Source organism: Mesorhizobium sp. M0898 (genome assembly GCF_040319695.1).
GTDB lineage: Bacteria > Pseudomonadota > Alphaproteobacteria > Rhizobiales > Rhizobiaceae > Mesorhizobium.
This window is the reverse complement of sequence record NZ_JAMYOE010000011.1, coordinates 108,703-123,264: the sequence shown is the minus strand read 5'-3', so window position 1 is coordinate 123,264 and position 14,562 is coordinate 108,703. Positions and strand designations below refer to the sequence as shown.

General features: G+C 61.7%; 18 protein-coding genes and 1 pseudogene. 11 read left to right on the top strand and 8 right to left on the bottom strand.

What is annotated here, in order from left to right; all coding sequences use genetic code 11:
* Positions 1–116: 116 nt before the first annotated feature.
* On the bottom strand, positions 117–341 hold the full coding sequence (locus NKH90_RS15050; protein WP_352469830.1) for an NAD(+)--rifampin ADP-ribosyltransferase: 225 nt from the start codon (positions 339–341) through the stop codon (positions 117–119).
* Between the two features lie 206 nt (positions 342–547).
* Here NKH90_RS15050 and NKH90_RS15045 point away from each other — a divergent pair, with 206 nt between their 5' ends.
* Complete coding sequence (locus tag NKH90_RS15045) at positions 548–841, top strand: hypothetical protein (RefSeq protein WP_352775083.1); 294 nt, start codon at positions 548–550, stop codon at positions 839–841.
* Between the two features lie 52 nt (positions 842–893).
* On the opposite strand, the gene NKH90_RS15040 is transcribed toward NKH90_RS15045, so the two are convergent.
* Positions 894–1,385: a hypothetical protein gene (locus tag NKH90_RS15040; RefSeq protein ID WP_352819947.1), complete on the bottom strand. Its 492-nt coding sequence runs from the start codon at positions 1,383–1,385 to the stop codon at positions 894–896.
* 410 nt (positions 1,386–1,795) lie between these two features.
* On the opposite strand from NKH90_RS15040, the gene NKH90_RS15035 reads away from it, so the two are divergent.
* The 3 genes and pseudogenes from NKH90_RS15035 (at position 1,796) to NKH90_RS15025 (ending at position 5,387) form a co-directional block, all read left to right on the top strand.
* On the top strand, positions 1,796–3,793 hold the full coding sequence (locus NKH90_RS15035) for an ABC transporter ATP-binding protein/permease (protein WP_352819946.1): 1,998 nt from the start codon (positions 1,796–1,798) through the stop codon (positions 3,791–3,793).
* Between the two features lie 258 nt (positions 3,794–4,051).
* Positions 4,052–4,525: a VOC family protein gene (locus NKH90_RS15030; protein WP_352450557.1), complete on the top strand. Its 474-nt coding sequence runs from the start codon at positions 4,052–4,054 to the stop codon at positions 4,523–4,525.
* A gap of 84 nt (positions 4,526–4,609) precedes the next feature.
* Positions 4,610–5,387, top strand: a pseudogene (locus tag NKH90_RS15025) (class I SAM-dependent methyltransferase).
* 42 nt (positions 5,388–5,429) lie between these two features.
* On the opposite strand, the gene gcvA reads toward NKH90_RS15025, so the two are convergent.
* Positions 5,430–6,323: a transcriptional regulator GcvA gene (gene gcvA, locus NKH90_RS15020; protein ID WP_352819945.1), complete on the bottom strand. Its 894-nt coding sequence runs from the start codon at positions 6,321–6,323 to the stop codon at positions 5,430–5,432.
* A 207-nt stretch (positions 6,324–6,530) separates the two neighbouring features.
* On the opposite strand from gcvA, the gene NKH90_RS15015 reads away from it, so the two are divergent.
* The 5 genes from NKH90_RS15015 (at position 6,531) to NKH90_RS14995 (ending at position 10,136) form a co-directional block, all read left to right on the top strand.
* A complete protein-coding gene (locus tag NKH90_RS15015; RefSeq protein WP_352819944.1) occupies positions 6,531–6,716 on the top strand; it encodes a DUF1127 domain-containing protein in 186 nt (61 codons plus the stop codon).
* Positions 6,717–6,788: 72 nt separating this feature from the next.
* The gene (locus NKH90_RS15010) at positions 6,789–7,274 is read left to right on the top strand and encodes a VOC family protein (RefSeq protein ID WP_352819943.1); all 486 of its coding nucleotides are present in this window, start codon (positions 6,789–6,791) and stop codon (positions 7,272–7,274) included.
* Between the two features lie 36 nt (positions 7,275–7,310).
* Positions 7,311–8,036 carry an SDR family oxidoreductase gene (locus tag NKH90_RS15005; protein ID WP_352819942.1) on the top strand — a complete coding sequence of 242 codons (726 nt, stop codon included), beginning with the start codon at positions 7,311–7,313 and terminating at the stop codon, positions 8,034–8,036.
* 234 nt (positions 8,037–8,270) lie between these two features.
* Entirely contained in the window at positions 8,271–8,705 is a 435-nt protein-coding gene (locus tag NKH90_RS15000; protein ID WP_352468461.1) for an FKBP-type peptidyl-prolyl cis-trans isomerase, read from the top strand.
* Positions 8,706–9,407: 702 nt separating this feature from the next.
* The gene (locus NKH90_RS14995; RefSeq protein ID WP_352819941.1) at positions 9,408–10,136 is read left to right on the top strand and encodes an HAD family acid phosphatase; all 729 of its coding nucleotides are present in this window, start codon (positions 9,408–9,410) and stop codon (positions 10,134–10,136) included.
* Positions 10,137–10,185: 49 nt separating this feature from the next.
* Here NKH90_RS14995 and NKH90_RS14990 read toward each other — a convergent pair whose 3' ends face one another.
* Positions 10,186–11,166 carry a quinone oxidoreductase family protein gene (locus tag NKH90_RS14990; RefSeq protein WP_352819940.1) on the bottom strand — a complete coding sequence of 327 codons (981 nt, stop codon included), beginning with the start codon at positions 11,164–11,166 and terminating at the stop codon, positions 10,186–10,188.
* Between the two features lie 98 nt (positions 11,167–11,264).
* On the opposite strand from NKH90_RS14990, the gene NKH90_RS14985 reads away from it, so the two are divergent.
* Positions 11,265–11,657, top strand: a complete 393-nt coding sequence (locus tag NKH90_RS14985) for a winged helix-turn-helix transcriptional regulator (protein ID WP_352450464.1) — start codon at positions 11,265–11,267, stop codon at positions 11,655–11,657.
* Between the two features lie 74 nt (positions 11,658–11,731).
* On the opposite strand, the gene NKH90_RS14980 is transcribed toward NKH90_RS14985, so the two are convergent.
* A complete protein-coding gene (locus NKH90_RS14980) occupies positions 11,732–12,337 on the bottom strand; it encodes an NADPH-dependent FMN reductase (RefSeq protein WP_352469781.1) in 606 nt (201 codons plus the stop codon).
* 90 nt (positions 12,338–12,427) lie between these two features.
* On the opposite strand from NKH90_RS14980, the gene NKH90_RS14975 reads away from it, so the two are divergent.
* On the top strand, positions 12,428–12,796 hold the full coding sequence (locus NKH90_RS14975) for a winged helix-turn-helix transcriptional regulator (protein ID WP_023678378.1): 369 nt from the start codon (positions 12,428–12,430) through the stop codon (positions 12,794–12,796).
* Between the two features lie 50 nt (positions 12,797–12,846).
* Here NKH90_RS14975 and NKH90_RS14970 read toward each other — a convergent pair whose 3' ends face one another.
* The 3 genes from NKH90_RS14970 to NKH90_RS14960 form a co-directional block, all read right to left on the bottom strand.
* Positions 12,847–13,167, bottom strand: a complete 321-nt coding sequence (locus tag NKH90_RS14970; protein WP_352819939.1) for a hypothetical protein — start codon at positions 13,165–13,167, stop codon at positions 12,847–12,849.
* Between the two features lie 143 nt (positions 13,168–13,310).
* Positions 13,311–13,706, bottom strand: a complete 396-nt coding sequence (locus tag NKH90_RS14965) for an acyl-CoA thioesterase (protein ID WP_023678380.1) — start codon at positions 13,704–13,706, stop codon at positions 13,311–13,313.
* A 138-nt stretch (positions 13,707–13,844) separates the two neighbouring features.
* Positions 13,845–14,507, bottom strand: coding sequence for a hypothetical protein (locus NKH90_RS14960; protein WP_352623115.1), 663 nt, complete (start codon positions 14,505–14,507; stop codon positions 13,845–13,847).
* Positions 14,508–14,562 lie beyond the last annotated feature (55 nt).

The following is a 14,562-nucleotide window of genomic DNA, read 5'->3' as shown; positions in this document are numbered from 1 at the left end:
AGGAGCATCCGCTCTCCAGCCAGCAAGCAACGACAACTCGCGGCCCCATTGCGGACGTGGAGCCGTATTTTGCGGCGGCTGCGACGCAGAAATGAGACTGCCGACCGTCAGCCAGGTCAAGCTTGGCAATCGCAGGACTCAGCGATCAATCGATTGCCTCGATGCCTTGTGCCCTCAGCCGTTCGAGATGGTCCATCATCCAGAGTGCCGGTTAGATAGACCCAGGCTGCCTGCTTTCGCGCGCCGTAGTTGGCGCTGTGGCCGGCTTCGATCAGGTCTCCCGGTTTAAGGTCGGCCCGGGTGCCGTGGTAGAATTGGCGCGGCTGGTCGGAGGCTGTCATCGGCTCGCTACTCATCCTCGTTGTCTCAGGCATCATGGTGCGCACTATTTCATGCACCTCATCGAACCAAGCCTCCGGCCGCGCGGTTATCGGCCGTCCGCGCTCAGCGCTGCCGACATCCATTCCGGTCATACCGCCCGATGCGCGCTAGCGGTCGGCTGCCGGCGCGGTTATTATCGGCGGCTGCACCGTCGCCAAGGTGGAAAATGGATCTGCAAGTCTTCAGAGACTCGATTGCGAAACCACAGCCGCCAGCCGGCTTGAGCCCTGCCCTGCAGGCGCTGTGGTGGGATGCAAAGGGCGATTGGGTCAAGGCGCACGAGTGCGCGCAGCAGCGCGACGATACGGCGGGCATGCACGTGCATGCCTATCTCCACCGCAAGGAAGGCGACCAGTCGAATGCGGAATATTGGTATCGCCGCAGCAACGCGGCGCCGTCGACCTTAACGCTTGACGAGGAATGGCAGGAGTTGGCAGGTACACTTTTGCAGCAAAGCTGACGCTTGCTCAGTCATCGTAAAATGGCCGGTCCTGCATCCACTCGCCGGGGTTTCAGCTGGCGCCCTGGGGCTTGTCCCTGCCGTTCCATTCCGCATTGCGCGCCTGCGCCTCTTCGGCGATCAGCTTGAACTCCCGCATCTTCGCAGCTTCGATGGCGAATGCGCGGCTTGGCAGGACGCCAGGGTCCTCCTGACTGTTCTGAAACTGAAAACGGGCCTCCAGTTCGGCCCATATTCGCTCGGGTGCCGTATCCTTGCTGGCAAGCAGCGCAACGACCAGCGCCAGAGTCTCGCGCTGGGCGTTCAGCCGCCCTTCGATCTCTTCATTCGGCAATTCGGACATGCGGGTCGCTTCCAGTTTCTGGCTCAACGGCAAAATCGCACCCTTGTTCCGGAATTCAGCGCTGGCACGTTCAGGCTGAGCAGCGGATGCTCGCCGGCAAAGCAGTGCCGGGCAGCTCCTCGCAAACATCGTGGAGATCACCGAGTTCGAAGTCGATGCACTACTGACTTTGTCCAGCTTGAGCGGGCCGACACCATTCACCTACCCCTTTCGGCTGGCGCCGACGGGCCACAGGACGCATCTCCACTTCGAGGCTTCGATTACCGGGAAAGGGCTTCCCGGGCCGATGGCACTTCTCGCGCCGCTTGCGTCCAGCTTCTTCGAACGCGGCAATGCGAACAAATCTTGAGAGCCTGAAGCGAATTGTCGAGACTGCTCGTCCAGCAGATTGATCCCAAGGGTCGCCGTTCAACCTCATTCCAGCAGACTTCCGGATTCCACCCCGTAGCCGGCACCTGCGGTTAACTGCCCGCGACGATCAAAGCCTGTCATCGAGAACGGCCATAGGCTGCTGCGAGCACCGGAACAGCTGAGAAGCCTTGGCGTTGTTGGCATCCGGGATCTCGAGCGGACGCTATGAAACCTTCTGATTTTTAACCCGTTATCGCCGGATGCCCGAGGCTAAATTTAAGCTGAAATCGGTTGACGGCGCCCAAAGGCGCGATGCCGAGAAGTCGCGCCGCGAGAAACAATCGACTGTCGAAGTCGCGTCAGAGGTCGTCGGCCAGCCCGCGCCGCCGCCGGATGTCACCGAACCCGATCCCGAGCTGACACCTGAAGAGGCCGAGCGGACGCGCAAGAGATACCTGCTTAAGCGCTTCTGGATCAGCGCGCGCGGTTACTGGAGCGGCAGTGGCGACAGGGTCGCCTGGCCGTTGACGATCGGGCTGCTGGTCCTGATCGTCGCCAATGTCGGCTTCCAGTATGGGATCAATGTCTGGAACCGCGCAATTTTCGACGCCATTGAGCAACGCAATGCCCACACCGTATATTGGCTGAGCGCCGTATTCCTGCCACTCGTGATCGGAAGCGCCAGCCTTGTGGTGGCACAGGTCTTCTTTCGCATGAGGATACAGCGCCGCTGGCGGTCCTGGCTCACCACCGCGGTCATCGCGCGCTGGCTCGCAAGCGGCCGCTACTATCAGCTGAACCTCGTCGGCGGCGATCACAGCAACCCCGAAGCCCGCATCGCCGAGGATTTGCGGATTGCCACCGAATCGCCCGTCGATTTCATCGCCGGTGTCATCGTCGCATTTCTGTCGGCCTCGACCTTCATCGTGGTGCTCTGGACGATCGGCGGCGCCCTGACCCTGACGATTGCAGGTTCGACCGTCACCATTCCCGGCTTCCTAGTCATCACCGCAGTGCTCTATTCCGCGATCACGTCCACTTCGATGGCGGTCATTGGCCGCCATTTCGTCCACCTCTCCGAGGAAAAAAATCAGGCGGAAGCCGAGTTCCGCTACACGCTGACGCGCGTGCGGGAAAACGGCGAGAGCATCGCATTGCTCGGCGGCGAGGAGGAGGAGCGCAGCGGCATGGACAAGACATTTGCCCATGTGCTCAGGCAATGGGCGCTCCTTGCAGGCCAGCACATGCGCACGGCGCTGGTGTCTCAGGGGTCGAGCCTGTTTGCGCCTGTCGTGCCGGTCTTGCTTTGCGCTCCAAAGTTCCTCGAAGGCAGCATGACACTTGGACAGGTCATGCAGGCTGCCTCGGCCTTTGCCATCGTGCAGGGCGCGTTCGGATGGCTGGTCGACAACTATCCCCGTCTCGCCGATTGGAACGCCTGTGCACGGCGCATCGCCTCGCTGATGATGTCGCTCGACGGGCTCGAGCGGGCGGAACAGAGCAACACGCTGGGACGCATAAAACGCGGCGAGACCGGCGGCGATGCGATGCTCAGCCTGAACAATCTCTCCGTGTCGCTCGACGACGGCACCGCCGTGGTCAAGGAAACCGAGGTCGTGATCGAACCAGGCGAGCGGGTGCTCGTCGCCGGCGAATCCGGCTCGGGCAAGAGTACGCTGGTGCGGGCCGTCGCGGGTCTGTGGCCATGGGGTAGCGGCAGCGTCAACATCCGCGCCGACAGACGGTTGTTCATGTTGCCGCAACGGCCCTACATCCCGACCGGGACGCTTCGCCGCGCTGTCGCCTATCCAGGCGCCGCCGACAACTGGACGCTGGATAAGATCAAGGCTGCCCTCGACAAGGTGGGGCTCGACTACCTCAACGACCGGATCGAGGAGGACGCGCCATGGGACCAGACCTTGTCGGGTGGCGAAAAGCAGCGCCTCGCCTTTGCGCGTCTTCTGCTGCACCGCCCCGATATCATCGTGCTGGACGAGGCAACGTCGGCACTCGATGAGAAGAGCCAGGACAAGATGATGGAGATGATTATTCGCGAATTGCCGAAGGTCACCATCATAAGCGTAGCGCACCGCGCCGAGCTGGAGGCCTTCCACAGCCGCAAGATCACATTGGAGCGGCACAAGGGCGGCGCAAAACTTGTCAGCGATATCGAACTCGTCCCGCGCAAGGACAGACGGAACTTGCTCATGCGCCTTCTGAGGCAACGGCGCGCCAACGGAAAGCCAGCGCGACCTTGAGCAAAGCGGCGCTGCCCTACGCAAAGAGTGAGGCCGCCGGTCGGACCAGGCGGACCATCGCCGGTTCGAGTCACTGCCCGTATCTGGTCCTGAAAGCACCAGCCGTGGTACCTTGATTCCGGGCAGCTGCTGCTGCCGGAACGTCGATGGCACGAGCGCATTTCCATGTCCGGCGCAACGCCGAGGCCAGCTGTGAAAAACCTGGGTTGATTTCAAAAGCCCAGATTGATTTCGAAAGCAAAGGGACCAGCAATGACAATCGCCAAGAACACGATCTGCCTTTGGTACGACAAGGACGCCGAGGCTGCGGCCCGCTTCTATTCCGAGATTTTTCCCGACAGTTCGGTGAAATCCGTCCACCGCGCTCCCAGCGACTACCCGTCCGGCAAGGCAGGCGACGTGCTGACGGTCGAGTTCACGGTCGCCGGCATCCCCTGTCTCGGCCTCAATGGCGGGCCCGCGTTTAAACACAACGAAGCCTTCTCCTTCCAGATCGCCACCGACGATCAGCAGGAGACCGACCGCTATTGGAACGCCATCGTCGGCAATGGCGGCCAGGAAAGTGCCTGCGGCTGGTGCAAGGACAAATGGGGCATCTCCTGGCAAATCACGCCGCGCGTGCTGACCGAAGCGATGGCCGCCGGCGGCGATGAAGCAAAGCGCGCATTCGAGGCGATGATGGAGATGAAGAAAATCGACGTTGCAGCGATCGAGGCGGCGCGGCGCGGCTGACAGTTCGGGGGTGGCCCGACGCGAAAAGATCAGGGCAGAGCGGCCGGAAATGCTGCCGGCCCATCATCTCCAGGCAGGCGTGCGATGGTGCTGAACTGCGCTGCGTTTTACGACGCCGAACTGCGACGGCACAACGAGGTCTTCAGGGCTGCGGTCAAGGTGGGAACGCGCGATCGCGTGCTCGATATCGGATGCGGTTCGGGACAATCCTCTCGTGATGCTGCCCGTGTCGCGGTGGAAGGCAGCGTGCTCGGCGTGGACGTATCGGCCGAGATGCTCGAGATCGCCCGGAAGTGTAGCGCGAAAGAAGGATTGCGAAACGTCGCCTTTGAGCGCGGCGATGCGCAATTGCTGGTATTCCGCGTGCCGGCTTCGATCTGTGCATTAGTCGATTTGGAGTGATGTTCTTTGCCGACCTGGCGGCGGCGTTCGCCAACATCGGCCGGGCGTTGCGACCAGGGGCGCGTCTTGCATGGATGGTATGGCAGTGCGAGGGCCGCAACGAGTGGGCGACTGCCATTCAGCGGGCAATTGCGCCGGGGCCGCCATATCGGCGGGCGCCGCCACCCCGTTTTCGCTTGGCGACCCCGCCATCACCGCGGAGATCTTGCGTGCATCCGGTTTTGTTTCGGTCGACTTTGCCAAAGTGCATGAGCCGGTCTTCTACGGCCAGGACGTCGATGCGGCCTATGACGCTTTGCTTGGCCTGCAACTGGTCAAGGATCCGCTCGCCCGCGCAGATGTGAATGTCGACGCGGCGCTGCGGCGGTTGCGCGATCTGCTCGACACGCATTTGACCGCGGACGGTGTGCTTTTCGACTCGCGTGCCTGGATCGTCACGGCGTTTCGGGCGAGCCGATGATGACTGCGCGATGTAGACGATCCTGTTCTCTCGGCCTTCCCGTCAGTCCATTTGCGGCGTGACTTCTGAGAGCAGCCAATCCCGAAAAGCCTTGACTTTGCGCTGACGGATCGCCTCTGGCGGGTAGACGAAATAGAAGCTGGAGGGGGATTTCAGGGCGTGGCCGAAGGGGCGGACAAGCCGCCCGGCGGCAAGGTCGGCCGCAACGAGCATGGTCCGGCCCAGCACCACGCCCTCGCCTTGTGCGGCCGACTCCATGGCAAAAGTGGCAGAGTCGAAGGTAATCCCGCTCTGCGGGTCCACGCCCTCGACCCCGGCGCTTGCGAGCCAGGTCGCCCAGTCGATCGGAAAGCTGTCACGGATCAGCGTGTGGTGTTTGAGGTCCTCAGGCGTGCGGAGCGGATGTGCACCCTCAAGAAGCTTTGGGCTGCACACTGGAAACACCTCCTCGCCGGTGAGGAACTCCGACGTGAGCCCCGGATAGTTTCCGTTGCCATAACGGACGGCGACATCGATGCCGTCGCCGAGGAAGTTGGTCAGCTTCCCGCTTGTCGAAACCCGCACATCGACGTCGCCATGCGCACGGTGAAAGCGATAGAGGCGCGGCACCAGCCATCTCCCCGCGAAGCCATCGGAGGTGCTGACGTTCAATGTCGAGCTCGAATAGCGGGCTGTTGCTGCAGCGGTGGCGGTGGCCAACTGGGCGAGCGCCTCGCGCACCGCCCGCGCATAGGGCTCGCCAACGGCTGTCAGACTCACCGAACGCGTACCGCGCTCGAACAGCTGCACACCGAGCTGATCCTCAAGATTCTTGATCGCCCGGCTGATCGCACCGTGGGTGACATGAAGTTCCTCTGCCGCCTTGGAGAAACTCAACAGGCGCGCCGCGGCCTCGAAACTTGGCAAGGTGGTGAGGGGAGGCAGCTTCCGGGGCATGGATCGATACCTGTACGTGTGAGCATCGCTCACACATTGTCGCCGATAAGTCGTTTGTCGTCCAGGCCAGAAGCCGGCATGTTTGCTTGCGTAATCAATCATTCACCGCCGCTGCAAAAGGCGAGTTTGATGTGACTGATACTCTCGCTGACAAAAGTCGCGTTGCAACTGCTGAAACCAAAACTGCCGCCACTCTGGGAGAGCACCATGAACGCCGAACAAGTTGAACCCATCGTCGACGACCTGACCGGCATGGCTGGCCGCATCCTCGCCTCGAGCAGCCGGCGCCGGACCGAGCGGCAGATTGCACGTTTCTCGACCCGCCGGCTCGAAGACCTCGGATTTGCCCGCGACTGGGACGGCTCGGTCTATCGGCCGTCGGACTACCGCTAGCCTGAACGAAAGCAACAGCGGACAGGCTCTTCGCAAAAGATCGCTGTCGCAAGGAATTAATGGAGAACGGACATGGCCACCATCCACCCATTCCTCTGGTTCAACACCGACGCGGAGCAAGCCAGCGATTTCTATCTCTCGGTCTTCAAGAACAGCAAAGCGCTCCAGACCATCGAATATACCGACTGGGTGTCCGGAACCAACAAGACGATCCCGCATGCCACCTTCGATTTCGAGCTCGAAGGACTGCACCTTACTGCGCTCAATGCCGGGCCGCAGCCGCCCTTCAACGAGCGGCTCTCGCTCTACATCGAGACCAGGGACCAGGCCGAGACCGACTACTACTATGAGGCGCTCACCGCCGGCGGCGGCAGGGCACAACCCTGCGGCTGGCTCACCGACAGATACGGCGTCTACTGGCAGGTCATCCCGGAAATCCTGCCGCGGCTCAGTGCCGATCCGGATCGCGAAAAGGCCAACCGCGTCCGGCAGGCGATGTACGGGATGCGCAAGATCATCATCGCCGAGCTCGAAGCCGCCTACGCCGGCAAGGCCTGACTCTCCCACCGCAATCGCAACGAACGGAGAACCCTCATGACATCGCTCGTGGACAGGAAAGTCATCGTCGTCGGCGGTAGTTCCGGCATCGGTCTCGGCGTCGCGGAAGCTGCTCTCAACGGCGGAGCGAAGGTCGTGATCGTCGGACGCTCGCCCGAGAAACTGCTGGCTGCCGAACGGACGCTCAATGCGGGCCGCGTGACAAGCGTGGTCGCCGACATGACCGACGAAGCGGACGTCGCTCGCCTGTTCGACGAGGTCGGCCCCTTCGATCACCTCGTATCGACCGCCGGAACACTGCCGCCCGGCGATCCCATCGGCAGTACCGACATGGAGGCTGTGCGAGGCTTCGTCGATAACAAGCTGATTGGCGCCGTCTTGCTCTCCAAGCACGCTGTGCGCACCCTGAAAGCCGGCGGCTCGATGACCTTCACCTCGGGAATAAATAAGGATCGGCCGCCGGTGCCGGGAGGCTCGGTCGTCTCCGCGATTGCCGGTTCATTCAGCTACTTCGCCCGCGCCCTGGCGCTCGAACTGGCCCCGACGCGCGTCAATGTCGTGTCTCCCGGATGGGTAGACACACCGATGTGGGACATCGTTGGAGAAGCCAAATCCAGCTTCTTTGCCGACATGGCTGCCCGGTTGCCATCGAGAAAAATTCCGACCGCTGCGGACGTCGCCGCCGCCTACCTCTACCTCATGGAAAGCGAGTTCACGACCGGCGAGACAATCCGCATCGATGGCGGCCATAACCTGATCTAGCCGCCGTTTGCACGCCGCCTGAATGGCTAGAGCCGGCATGACTGCTGGACCGGCGCACTCCTGCCGAAGGCGACGAACGCCGGCGGATCATGCCGGCGTCGCCCAATCGGGGTTTACATCGGCAGCCAGGTCCCTAGTTTTAGCGTTTCGCGCCGCGCACCCGAGTGCGTGGATGATCGAGGACGGGACCGTGAGCTCTGGCCGGCCCCTCGAAACTTTCAAAGGATGGCTATCATGACACAGGCCAAGAATGGCGACACCGTGCGCATCAATTACAATGGCCGCCTGGCTGACGGCACTCAGTTTGATTCTTCCGGCAACGAACCGCTGCAATTCACGTTGGGTGAAGGACAAGTGATCGCCGGTCTCGAAACCCATGTCGAAGGTATGGAGGTGGGCGCGAAAAGCACCGTCACCATTCCCGCCGAGGCCGCCTATGGCCCCCACCGCCCCGAAGCGGTCATGACCGTCGACCGCGCCCGCGTACCAGACAACATCAATGTCGATATCGGCGCTCGACTGCAGGTCAGAACCCCGGAAGGGCGCCCGATGCCGGTAACAGTCGTCGGCGTGGACGACACCAGCGTCAAGCTCGACGGCAATCATCCGTTGGCCGGGCGCGATCTCGTGTTCGACGTTGAACTGGTCGAGATCGTTCAGGCGGCGTAGGGCACGGCAAAGCGCGTGACGGCCATGATTTTCGGGTGACGCATTTCGACCGGCGGTTCCGGCGGTGCGTCACCTGTTTGGAGGCAAAGACCGCGACGGCGGAAATCGTGTAGCGTGCAGCAACCCATAGAGACATTCGGCATCTGGAATGTCCAATTCAGCGTCGCGGTCTCGAGGACCTGTGGAAGGGTAGTGTCTCAGTTTGAAATTAAGACGACGGTCCATCGAAGTCAGGCGGTGGCGGCGTGCCTGGCCACCGAAGCACGACTTCCTCGCAGGAGTCTTGCATGCGCATGACGCGGACGGCGTTGCCGATCACATCGGCGGGGCGCTTCTGGCCTTTAGGTCCGGTGGGCAATTGCTGCCTCCTGAATTGGCCAGCGCTTATACGCGACGACCCAGAGAATGATTATCATTCCCAACGGGACCACAGAGAGAAGCACCCACGCCCGAGACATTCTTAGTCGCCCAAACAGCACCCACGCGGGGATTGCTGTGAGGACTGTCAACAAGGCGAATGGTAGCAACTGAATCGGATCTGACATTGGGTGCCTTCCATGCTTTCCGCTGAGCACATAGGCGGTTTCGCCTAGGCGAGCAAACCGGGATAGGCGCTTTCGCATATTTCAAATTTCAAACTGAGACATTACCTGTGGAAGACCTCGCTTGACAGCCGACTTCTCGTGACAGCAAAGTCTCGTGATGCGGGCGATTGGTTGGAATAGAATTGCGCGTGCCGGTGCAATCGTGCTGATGATCGGCACAAATGTTCCTGGGCCGGCGCGTTCCGACTCGCTCCTTCTCACAAGCCCGTCCCAGCCAGCCAATGTCGGCGATGCGATGCTGGCGGCTGCCAATTATCATGATTCCGGCGACTATGACCGCGACCTGGCCACTGTGGCGAAGCAGGCAGGCGACTGGGTCATCAAGCGCGCAATGGAGGTGCCTCGCCCCGCACTGGTGCTCGATATCGACGAGACGGCTTTGGCCAACTGGGAAGTGATCACACGTGACAATTTCGGCCGCCCGATCGGCGGCGCCTGCGACATCGCAATCGACGGTCCCTGTGGCTGGGCCGCCTGGGATCAGCTTGCGAAGGATCCGGCGATCGACCCGGTGCTGGAGGTTTTCCGGCAGGCGCGAACGGCGAAAGTCGCGGTGTTCTTCATCACCGGACGTCCGGAGGACCAGCGTCAGGCAACCGAACAGAACCTGCAGTCGGCCGGCTATGCCGGCTACGAGCACCTTTACATGGTCCAGCCTGGGGCCAAATACGGCTCCGCCGCAGATTTCAAGGCACCCATAAGGGCCGAAATCGAAAAGGCCGGCTACACAATAATTGCCAATGTCGGTGACCAGCCATCCGACCTGTTCGGCGGGCATGCGGAGAAGCTGTTCCTGCTGCCTAATCCGTTCTACCGGGTTCGCTGACGGCCGGAACGGCACAAGCCCGGATCCTCGGCTCCTTGCCGAGCACCTACTAAGGTATCAAGACAACCTTGCCGGTCGCGCCGCGCTCGTCAAGCAGGCGATGTGCGTGGCTGGCCTGGTCGAGCGGGAAGCGGCCACCTTTGGTCACCACAAGCTGACCACCAGCGGCCAGATCCAACAGCTCCAAAAGGCCGTCACGGAGCCCGTCCGTAGACAGCAACGGCAGCAGGGCAAAACCCTTCAGCGACTGGTTGCGGCCGATCATCGCCTCCATCTCCGGGGCGCCGAGCGCGTATCTGCCGAGTGCTGCAAACACCAACTCTCCGCGAGGTGCCAGAGCCTCCAGCGCAACCGCCGTCAGCGGGCCGCCGACAATGTCGTAGATGATGTCAACGCCGGCGCCGTCTGTGGCTGCCCGGACGTGCACCGGCCAATCCGTGTTGCTGTAGTTGACGGCAGCATCGGCTCCCAGCGACAAAGCAAGGTCGAGCTTGGCCTTGCTGCCGGCTGCCGCGATGACACGGCTTGCGCCGGCGCGCTTGGCAAGCTGGACGAGCAACGAACCGACGCCGCCCGCGGCAGCGGCGACCAGCACCGATCTGCGGGCCGGCGGGCTTTGCCGCGATAGATACAATGCCGTCAGTCCTTGCACCATCAATGCCGTCGCGTTTTCGAACGAGAGCGAATCCGGCAAGGGCACGGCCAGGCTTGCGTCGATCGTCACATACTCGGCATAGCCGCCAAACGGGCGGCTCGAGGCGAACAACGGCGCGGCGACGCGCGTGCCGAGCAAGGAAGCGTCCACCCCCTGCCCAAGCGCCTCCACGATCCCGGCGGCCTCGACGCCAGGGATCATCGGCAGTTGCGGCGTCACCGCATAGCGATCCGCGCGCATCAGCACTTCGAAGAAATTCACCCCGGCAGCATGAACGCGGACCAGGACCTCGCCGGCTTGCGGCTCAGGCTTCGGCACCGTGACTATGTCGAGAACGTCGGGCCCGCCGAAGCGGCTCAGTTGAATGGCTCTCATCGCATGCACCGATAGCTGTTGGCATCGGCCGCTGTTTGCCACTATCTGCCTGGCTTCGACTACACACCAATTTGTCCGCTGCTGACCGGGAGGTGACCATGGCCAAGCCGATCAAGAGACTGCCGATGCTGCCGGCGGAGCGCGCGCTGAAAGTGATTTCGGGCCGCTGGAAGGCGGTCATCCTGTACCATCTCTTCGACGCGCCCCGGCGGCTGTCGGCGCTGCAGGCGCTGATGCCCGATATCACCCAGAAAGTGCTGATCCAGCAGCTTCGCGAAATGGAAGAGCACGGCCTCGTCCGCCGCGAGATCTTTGCCGAGATACCTTCGCGCGTCGAATATTCGGCGACGCGGCTCGGCCTCAGCCTCGAGCCGATCCTGCTGGCACTTTGCCAGTGGGGCCAGCATCACGCGGACGAGCTGAATGAGATGGACCGCCTTGCCGATTGCATCATCAGACCACGGCAAGCGCAGGACGCCCATGCCGTGTAAACAAAAGGGGCGGCGCATGCGCCGCCCCAATGGTTGGAAGAATTAATCCTTGGGAGGACTGTTCGAACCTGTGCTCAGGCCGCCTTGACTTCCTCGGCGACGGCATCGGCCTGACGCGCCGTCTTCAGCACCCTGGCCCACCATGCAATGTCGTTGACCAGCGCGGTTGCCGCCTGGTTGAGGTGCTCGAACTCGTCGAGCTTCTTGTCGCCTTGCTTGACCGCAAGGAAATCGGCCCAGGAGATGTGTACGGCGGACTTCACCGGCGCCATCTGCAACTCGACCGCATGCAGCCTCAGCTGCTCGACCGCGCGCGCGCCACCGACGCTGCCATAGCCGACGAAGCCGGCCGGCTTCTTGTTCCACTCGTTGGCGGCGTAGTCGATGGCGTTCTTCAGCACGGCCGTCGGGCCATGATTGTATTCGGCGGCGGTGAAGATGAAGCCGTCGAATCCGGCGACCTTCTTTTGCCAGCGCTGCGCCACTTCGTTCTGCGACGGCGCCCAGGCGGAGGATGCGACCTCATCGAAGAACGGCAGCGGGAAATCGCGCAGGTCGACGACTTCGACGTCGATATCGGCGTGCGACTTGGCGATCTTGGCAATCCATTCGGCCGGGACGTCGGCAAAGCGCGCGGCGCGGGTCGAACCAATGACGATGGCAATTTTGGGTTTTGACATAGAGGGGCTCTCCTTACAGGAATACTGGTATCGTTTAGATACCTGAGCTATATGAGTAACTGGCCGCTCAATGTGCAAGGAGGCACTTTTTTGTTACCAAGGCACCCGCACCGCACCGAGGACTGCCGCGCCATCTCGGAAATCCTGCAGCGCGTCGGCGACAAATGGACGGTGCTCGTGGTCGGCAAGCTTGGCAACGGGCCGCTGCGTTTCAACGAGTTGCGCAGCGCCGTCGGCGGCATTTCGCAAAAGATGCTGACCACCACCTTGCGCGGGCTCGAGCGCGACGGCTTCGTTACGCGCACCGTGTTCCCGACCATCCCGCCGCGGGTCGACTACGAATTGACCGATCTTGGCTACGAACTGCTGGTGCCGGTCGATGCGCTCGGCGAATGGGCACGCAAGAACACCGAGCGCGTCAAGGCGGCGCGCGAGAAGTTCGACGCCATGCACAGCTGAACCCTTGTGCTGCAAGGGTTTGAACCTGCCCGGGAGCCTCCGGATGAGCGCTACTGCTGTAACTGCATCTTGCTCTTCGGCAGCTTCTCGATCCGGTTCCATTTCGGGTTGGGACTGACCACCCTGCCGCCAATTGTGCAGGTCGTGGTCGTCTCCTTGCGGCAATTGCTCACCGTCGTGCCGCTGGTGTCGCATTTCGTCGCCGAGCAGATCTCGCACTTAGCCGCCTGCCCGTTGATGGTGCGGTTTTCCGACGTGCAGGTGGCGCCTGGATCGCCTTTTTTGACCTCGGCAAAAGCGCTTGCGGACGACAGGCAGAGCAAGGCTGCAAAGCCACCCGCCAGGGCAGCGTTCAGCATGTGTTGACGCATTGTCTTTCCTCCCAAGATCCCGTCGGTCGCGCTGCAGGCGCGCATGCGGGAACCCGTTAGCCAAAGACCACGCGGGATCGCTGTCCGCATCCCCCGCGCGGGAGAGACGGCTGTTTAAATCCGTCTTCTGGAATCAGGCCGGGTCAGCCTTCGGCCGGAACCGCCTTCGGCTTGCCTTCGCCGTCCAGCGCCACCATGACGAAGTCGGCATGGGTGACCTTCTCCATCAGGTCGGAGAGATAGCGCTGCGCCCAGGCCTCGACCTTGAGCGTCATCGAGGTGCGGCCGACGCGTTCGACATGCGTATAGATGCACAGCGTGTCGCCGATCTTCATCGGCTTGGCGAAGGACATTTCCTTCACCGCCGCCGTCACCACGCGGCCCTTGGCGCGCTCGGCGGCGCGGATGCCGCAGGCGAGATCCATCTGCGCCATCACCCAGCCGCCAAAAATGTCGCCTGCCGCATTGGCGTCGGAAGGCATGGCCAGCGTCCTGAGCGTCAGATCGCCGATCGGCCGCCCGTCCGCGTAATGCACCATGCTGAAAAAACCTTTGCGATCGATTGTCCCGATCCGTATCGGCGGGACGATGATACGTCAACGCGCTCTCCGCACCTGGGTTGCCGGTATGGTGCGCGGCGCACGTACTAACGATAGAGTGCGTAATCGATGGACTTCTCACTTGCTTCTAGGGCGATACACCCCGCCATCACGTGCGAAAGGCTCTATATCTCGACAATCAGGAGGGGCTTTAACGGCGGCCATCCTTGCCAACAGGTACGGGACTCGAAACTCATCCATATTATTTTTTTGCATTTTCTCCACAGCGTTCGAACTGACAGAGTAATCGGGGCAAGTGATGAACGCTTGGAGATATCCACCCCATGCCACCGCCGCTGCATAGATTTTGTACTGTGAACTGCCACGCGGCGCCGCATTGAGTAGACTTAGCATCTCGTCGCGGGGATTCGGGGTTCCAATATCTAAATCTAGAATTTCATAGCTGAGGTCATCGCACTCTGTTCCGGGTACCCCGCCGCCTTTGGCGCTCCAAGTGGTTTGTGCGTCGGAGTAGTGCTTTTGTACCAGCGCGAGGTCTGAAGGACTAAGGCTCCAAGTCAGCTTCTTGTAGTAATTTTCGAATGCCTTCATGTCTATCAGCGGAACCAAGTCGCACTTGTCGTCAAATTCTTTGTGTCTCGTCAGCGCGTTCATCATGCGGCCGAGTATGTCGGCGCGAGCCAATGAATCTTGGCTGGCCACGTTGTGATAGACCTCCTCCGCCAAAACGGTCGACGACGCGAGAGATGCGAGAAGCGGCAATACAAAGATGAGGCGCATTTGAGACTCTTCACGTGAGCGTCGCCGATTTTGTCAGATGCAGCAGACCCTAACG

What these genes read in the sequence shown, in the direction of transcription:
- gcvA (WP_352819945.1), bottom strand. Translation starts at nt 6,323, where the DNA reads ATGCCCCGGAAGCTGCCTCCCCTCACCACCTTGCCAAGTTTCGAGGCC.
- NKH90_RS14995 (WP_352819941.1), top strand. Translation starts at nt 9,408, where the DNA reads ATGCGGGCGATTGGTTGGAATAGAATTGCGCGTGCCGGTGCAATCGTG.
- NKH90_RS15010 (WP_352819943.1), top strand. Translation starts at nt 6,789, where the DNA reads ATGGCCACCATCCACCCATTCCTCTGGTTCAACACCGACGCGGAGCAA.
- NKH90_RS14970 (WP_352819939.1), bottom strand. Translation starts at nt 13,167, where the DNA reads ATGCGTCAACACATGCTGAACGCTGCCCTGGCGGGTGGCTTTGCAGCC.
- NKH90_RS14990 (WP_352819940.1), bottom strand. Translation starts at nt 11,166, where the DNA reads ATGAGAGCCATTCAACTGAGCCGCTTCGGCGGGCCCGACGTTCTCGAC.
- NKH90_RS14965 (WP_023678380.1), bottom strand. Translation starts at nt 13,706, where the DNA reads ATGGTGCATTACGCGGACGGGCGGCCGATCGGCGATCTGACGCTCAGG.
- NKH90_RS15035 (WP_352819946.1), top strand. Translation starts at nt 1,796, where the DNA reads ATGCCCGAGGCTAAATTTAAGCTGAAATCGGTTGACGGCGCCCAAAGG.
- NKH90_RS15050 (WP_352469830.1), bottom strand. Translation starts at nt 341, where the DNA reads ATGACAGCCTCCGACCAGCCGCGCCAATTCTACCACGGCACCCGGGCC.
- NKH90_RS15045 (WP_352775083.1), top strand. Translation starts at nt 548, where the DNA reads ATGGATCTGCAAGTCTTCAGAGACTCGATTGCGAAACCACAGCCGCCA.
- NKH90_RS14960 (WP_352623115.1), bottom strand. Translation starts at nt 14,507, where the DNA reads ATGCGCCTCATCTTTGTATTGCCGCTTCTCGCATCTCTCGCGTCGTCG.
- NKH90_RS15000 (WP_352468461.1), top strand. Translation starts at nt 8,271, where the DNA reads ATGACACAGGCCAAGAATGGCGACACCGTGCGCATCAATTACAATGGC.
- NKH90_RS15005 (WP_352819942.1), top strand. Translation starts at nt 7,311, where the DNA reads ATGACATCGCTCGTGGACAGGAAAGTCATCGTCGTCGGCGGTAGTTCC.
- NKH90_RS15015 (WP_352819944.1), top strand. Translation starts at nt 6,531, where the DNA reads ATGAACGCCGAACAAGTTGAACCCATCGTCGACGACCTGACCGGCATG.
- NKH90_RS14980 (WP_352469781.1), bottom strand. Translation starts at nt 12,337, where the DNA reads ATGTCAAAACCCAAAATTGCCATCGTCATTGGTTCGACCCGCGCCGCG.
- NKH90_RS14985 (WP_352450464.1), top strand. Translation starts at nt 11,265, where the DNA reads ATGGCCAAGCCGATCAAGAGACTGCCGATGCTGCCGGCGGAGCGCGCG.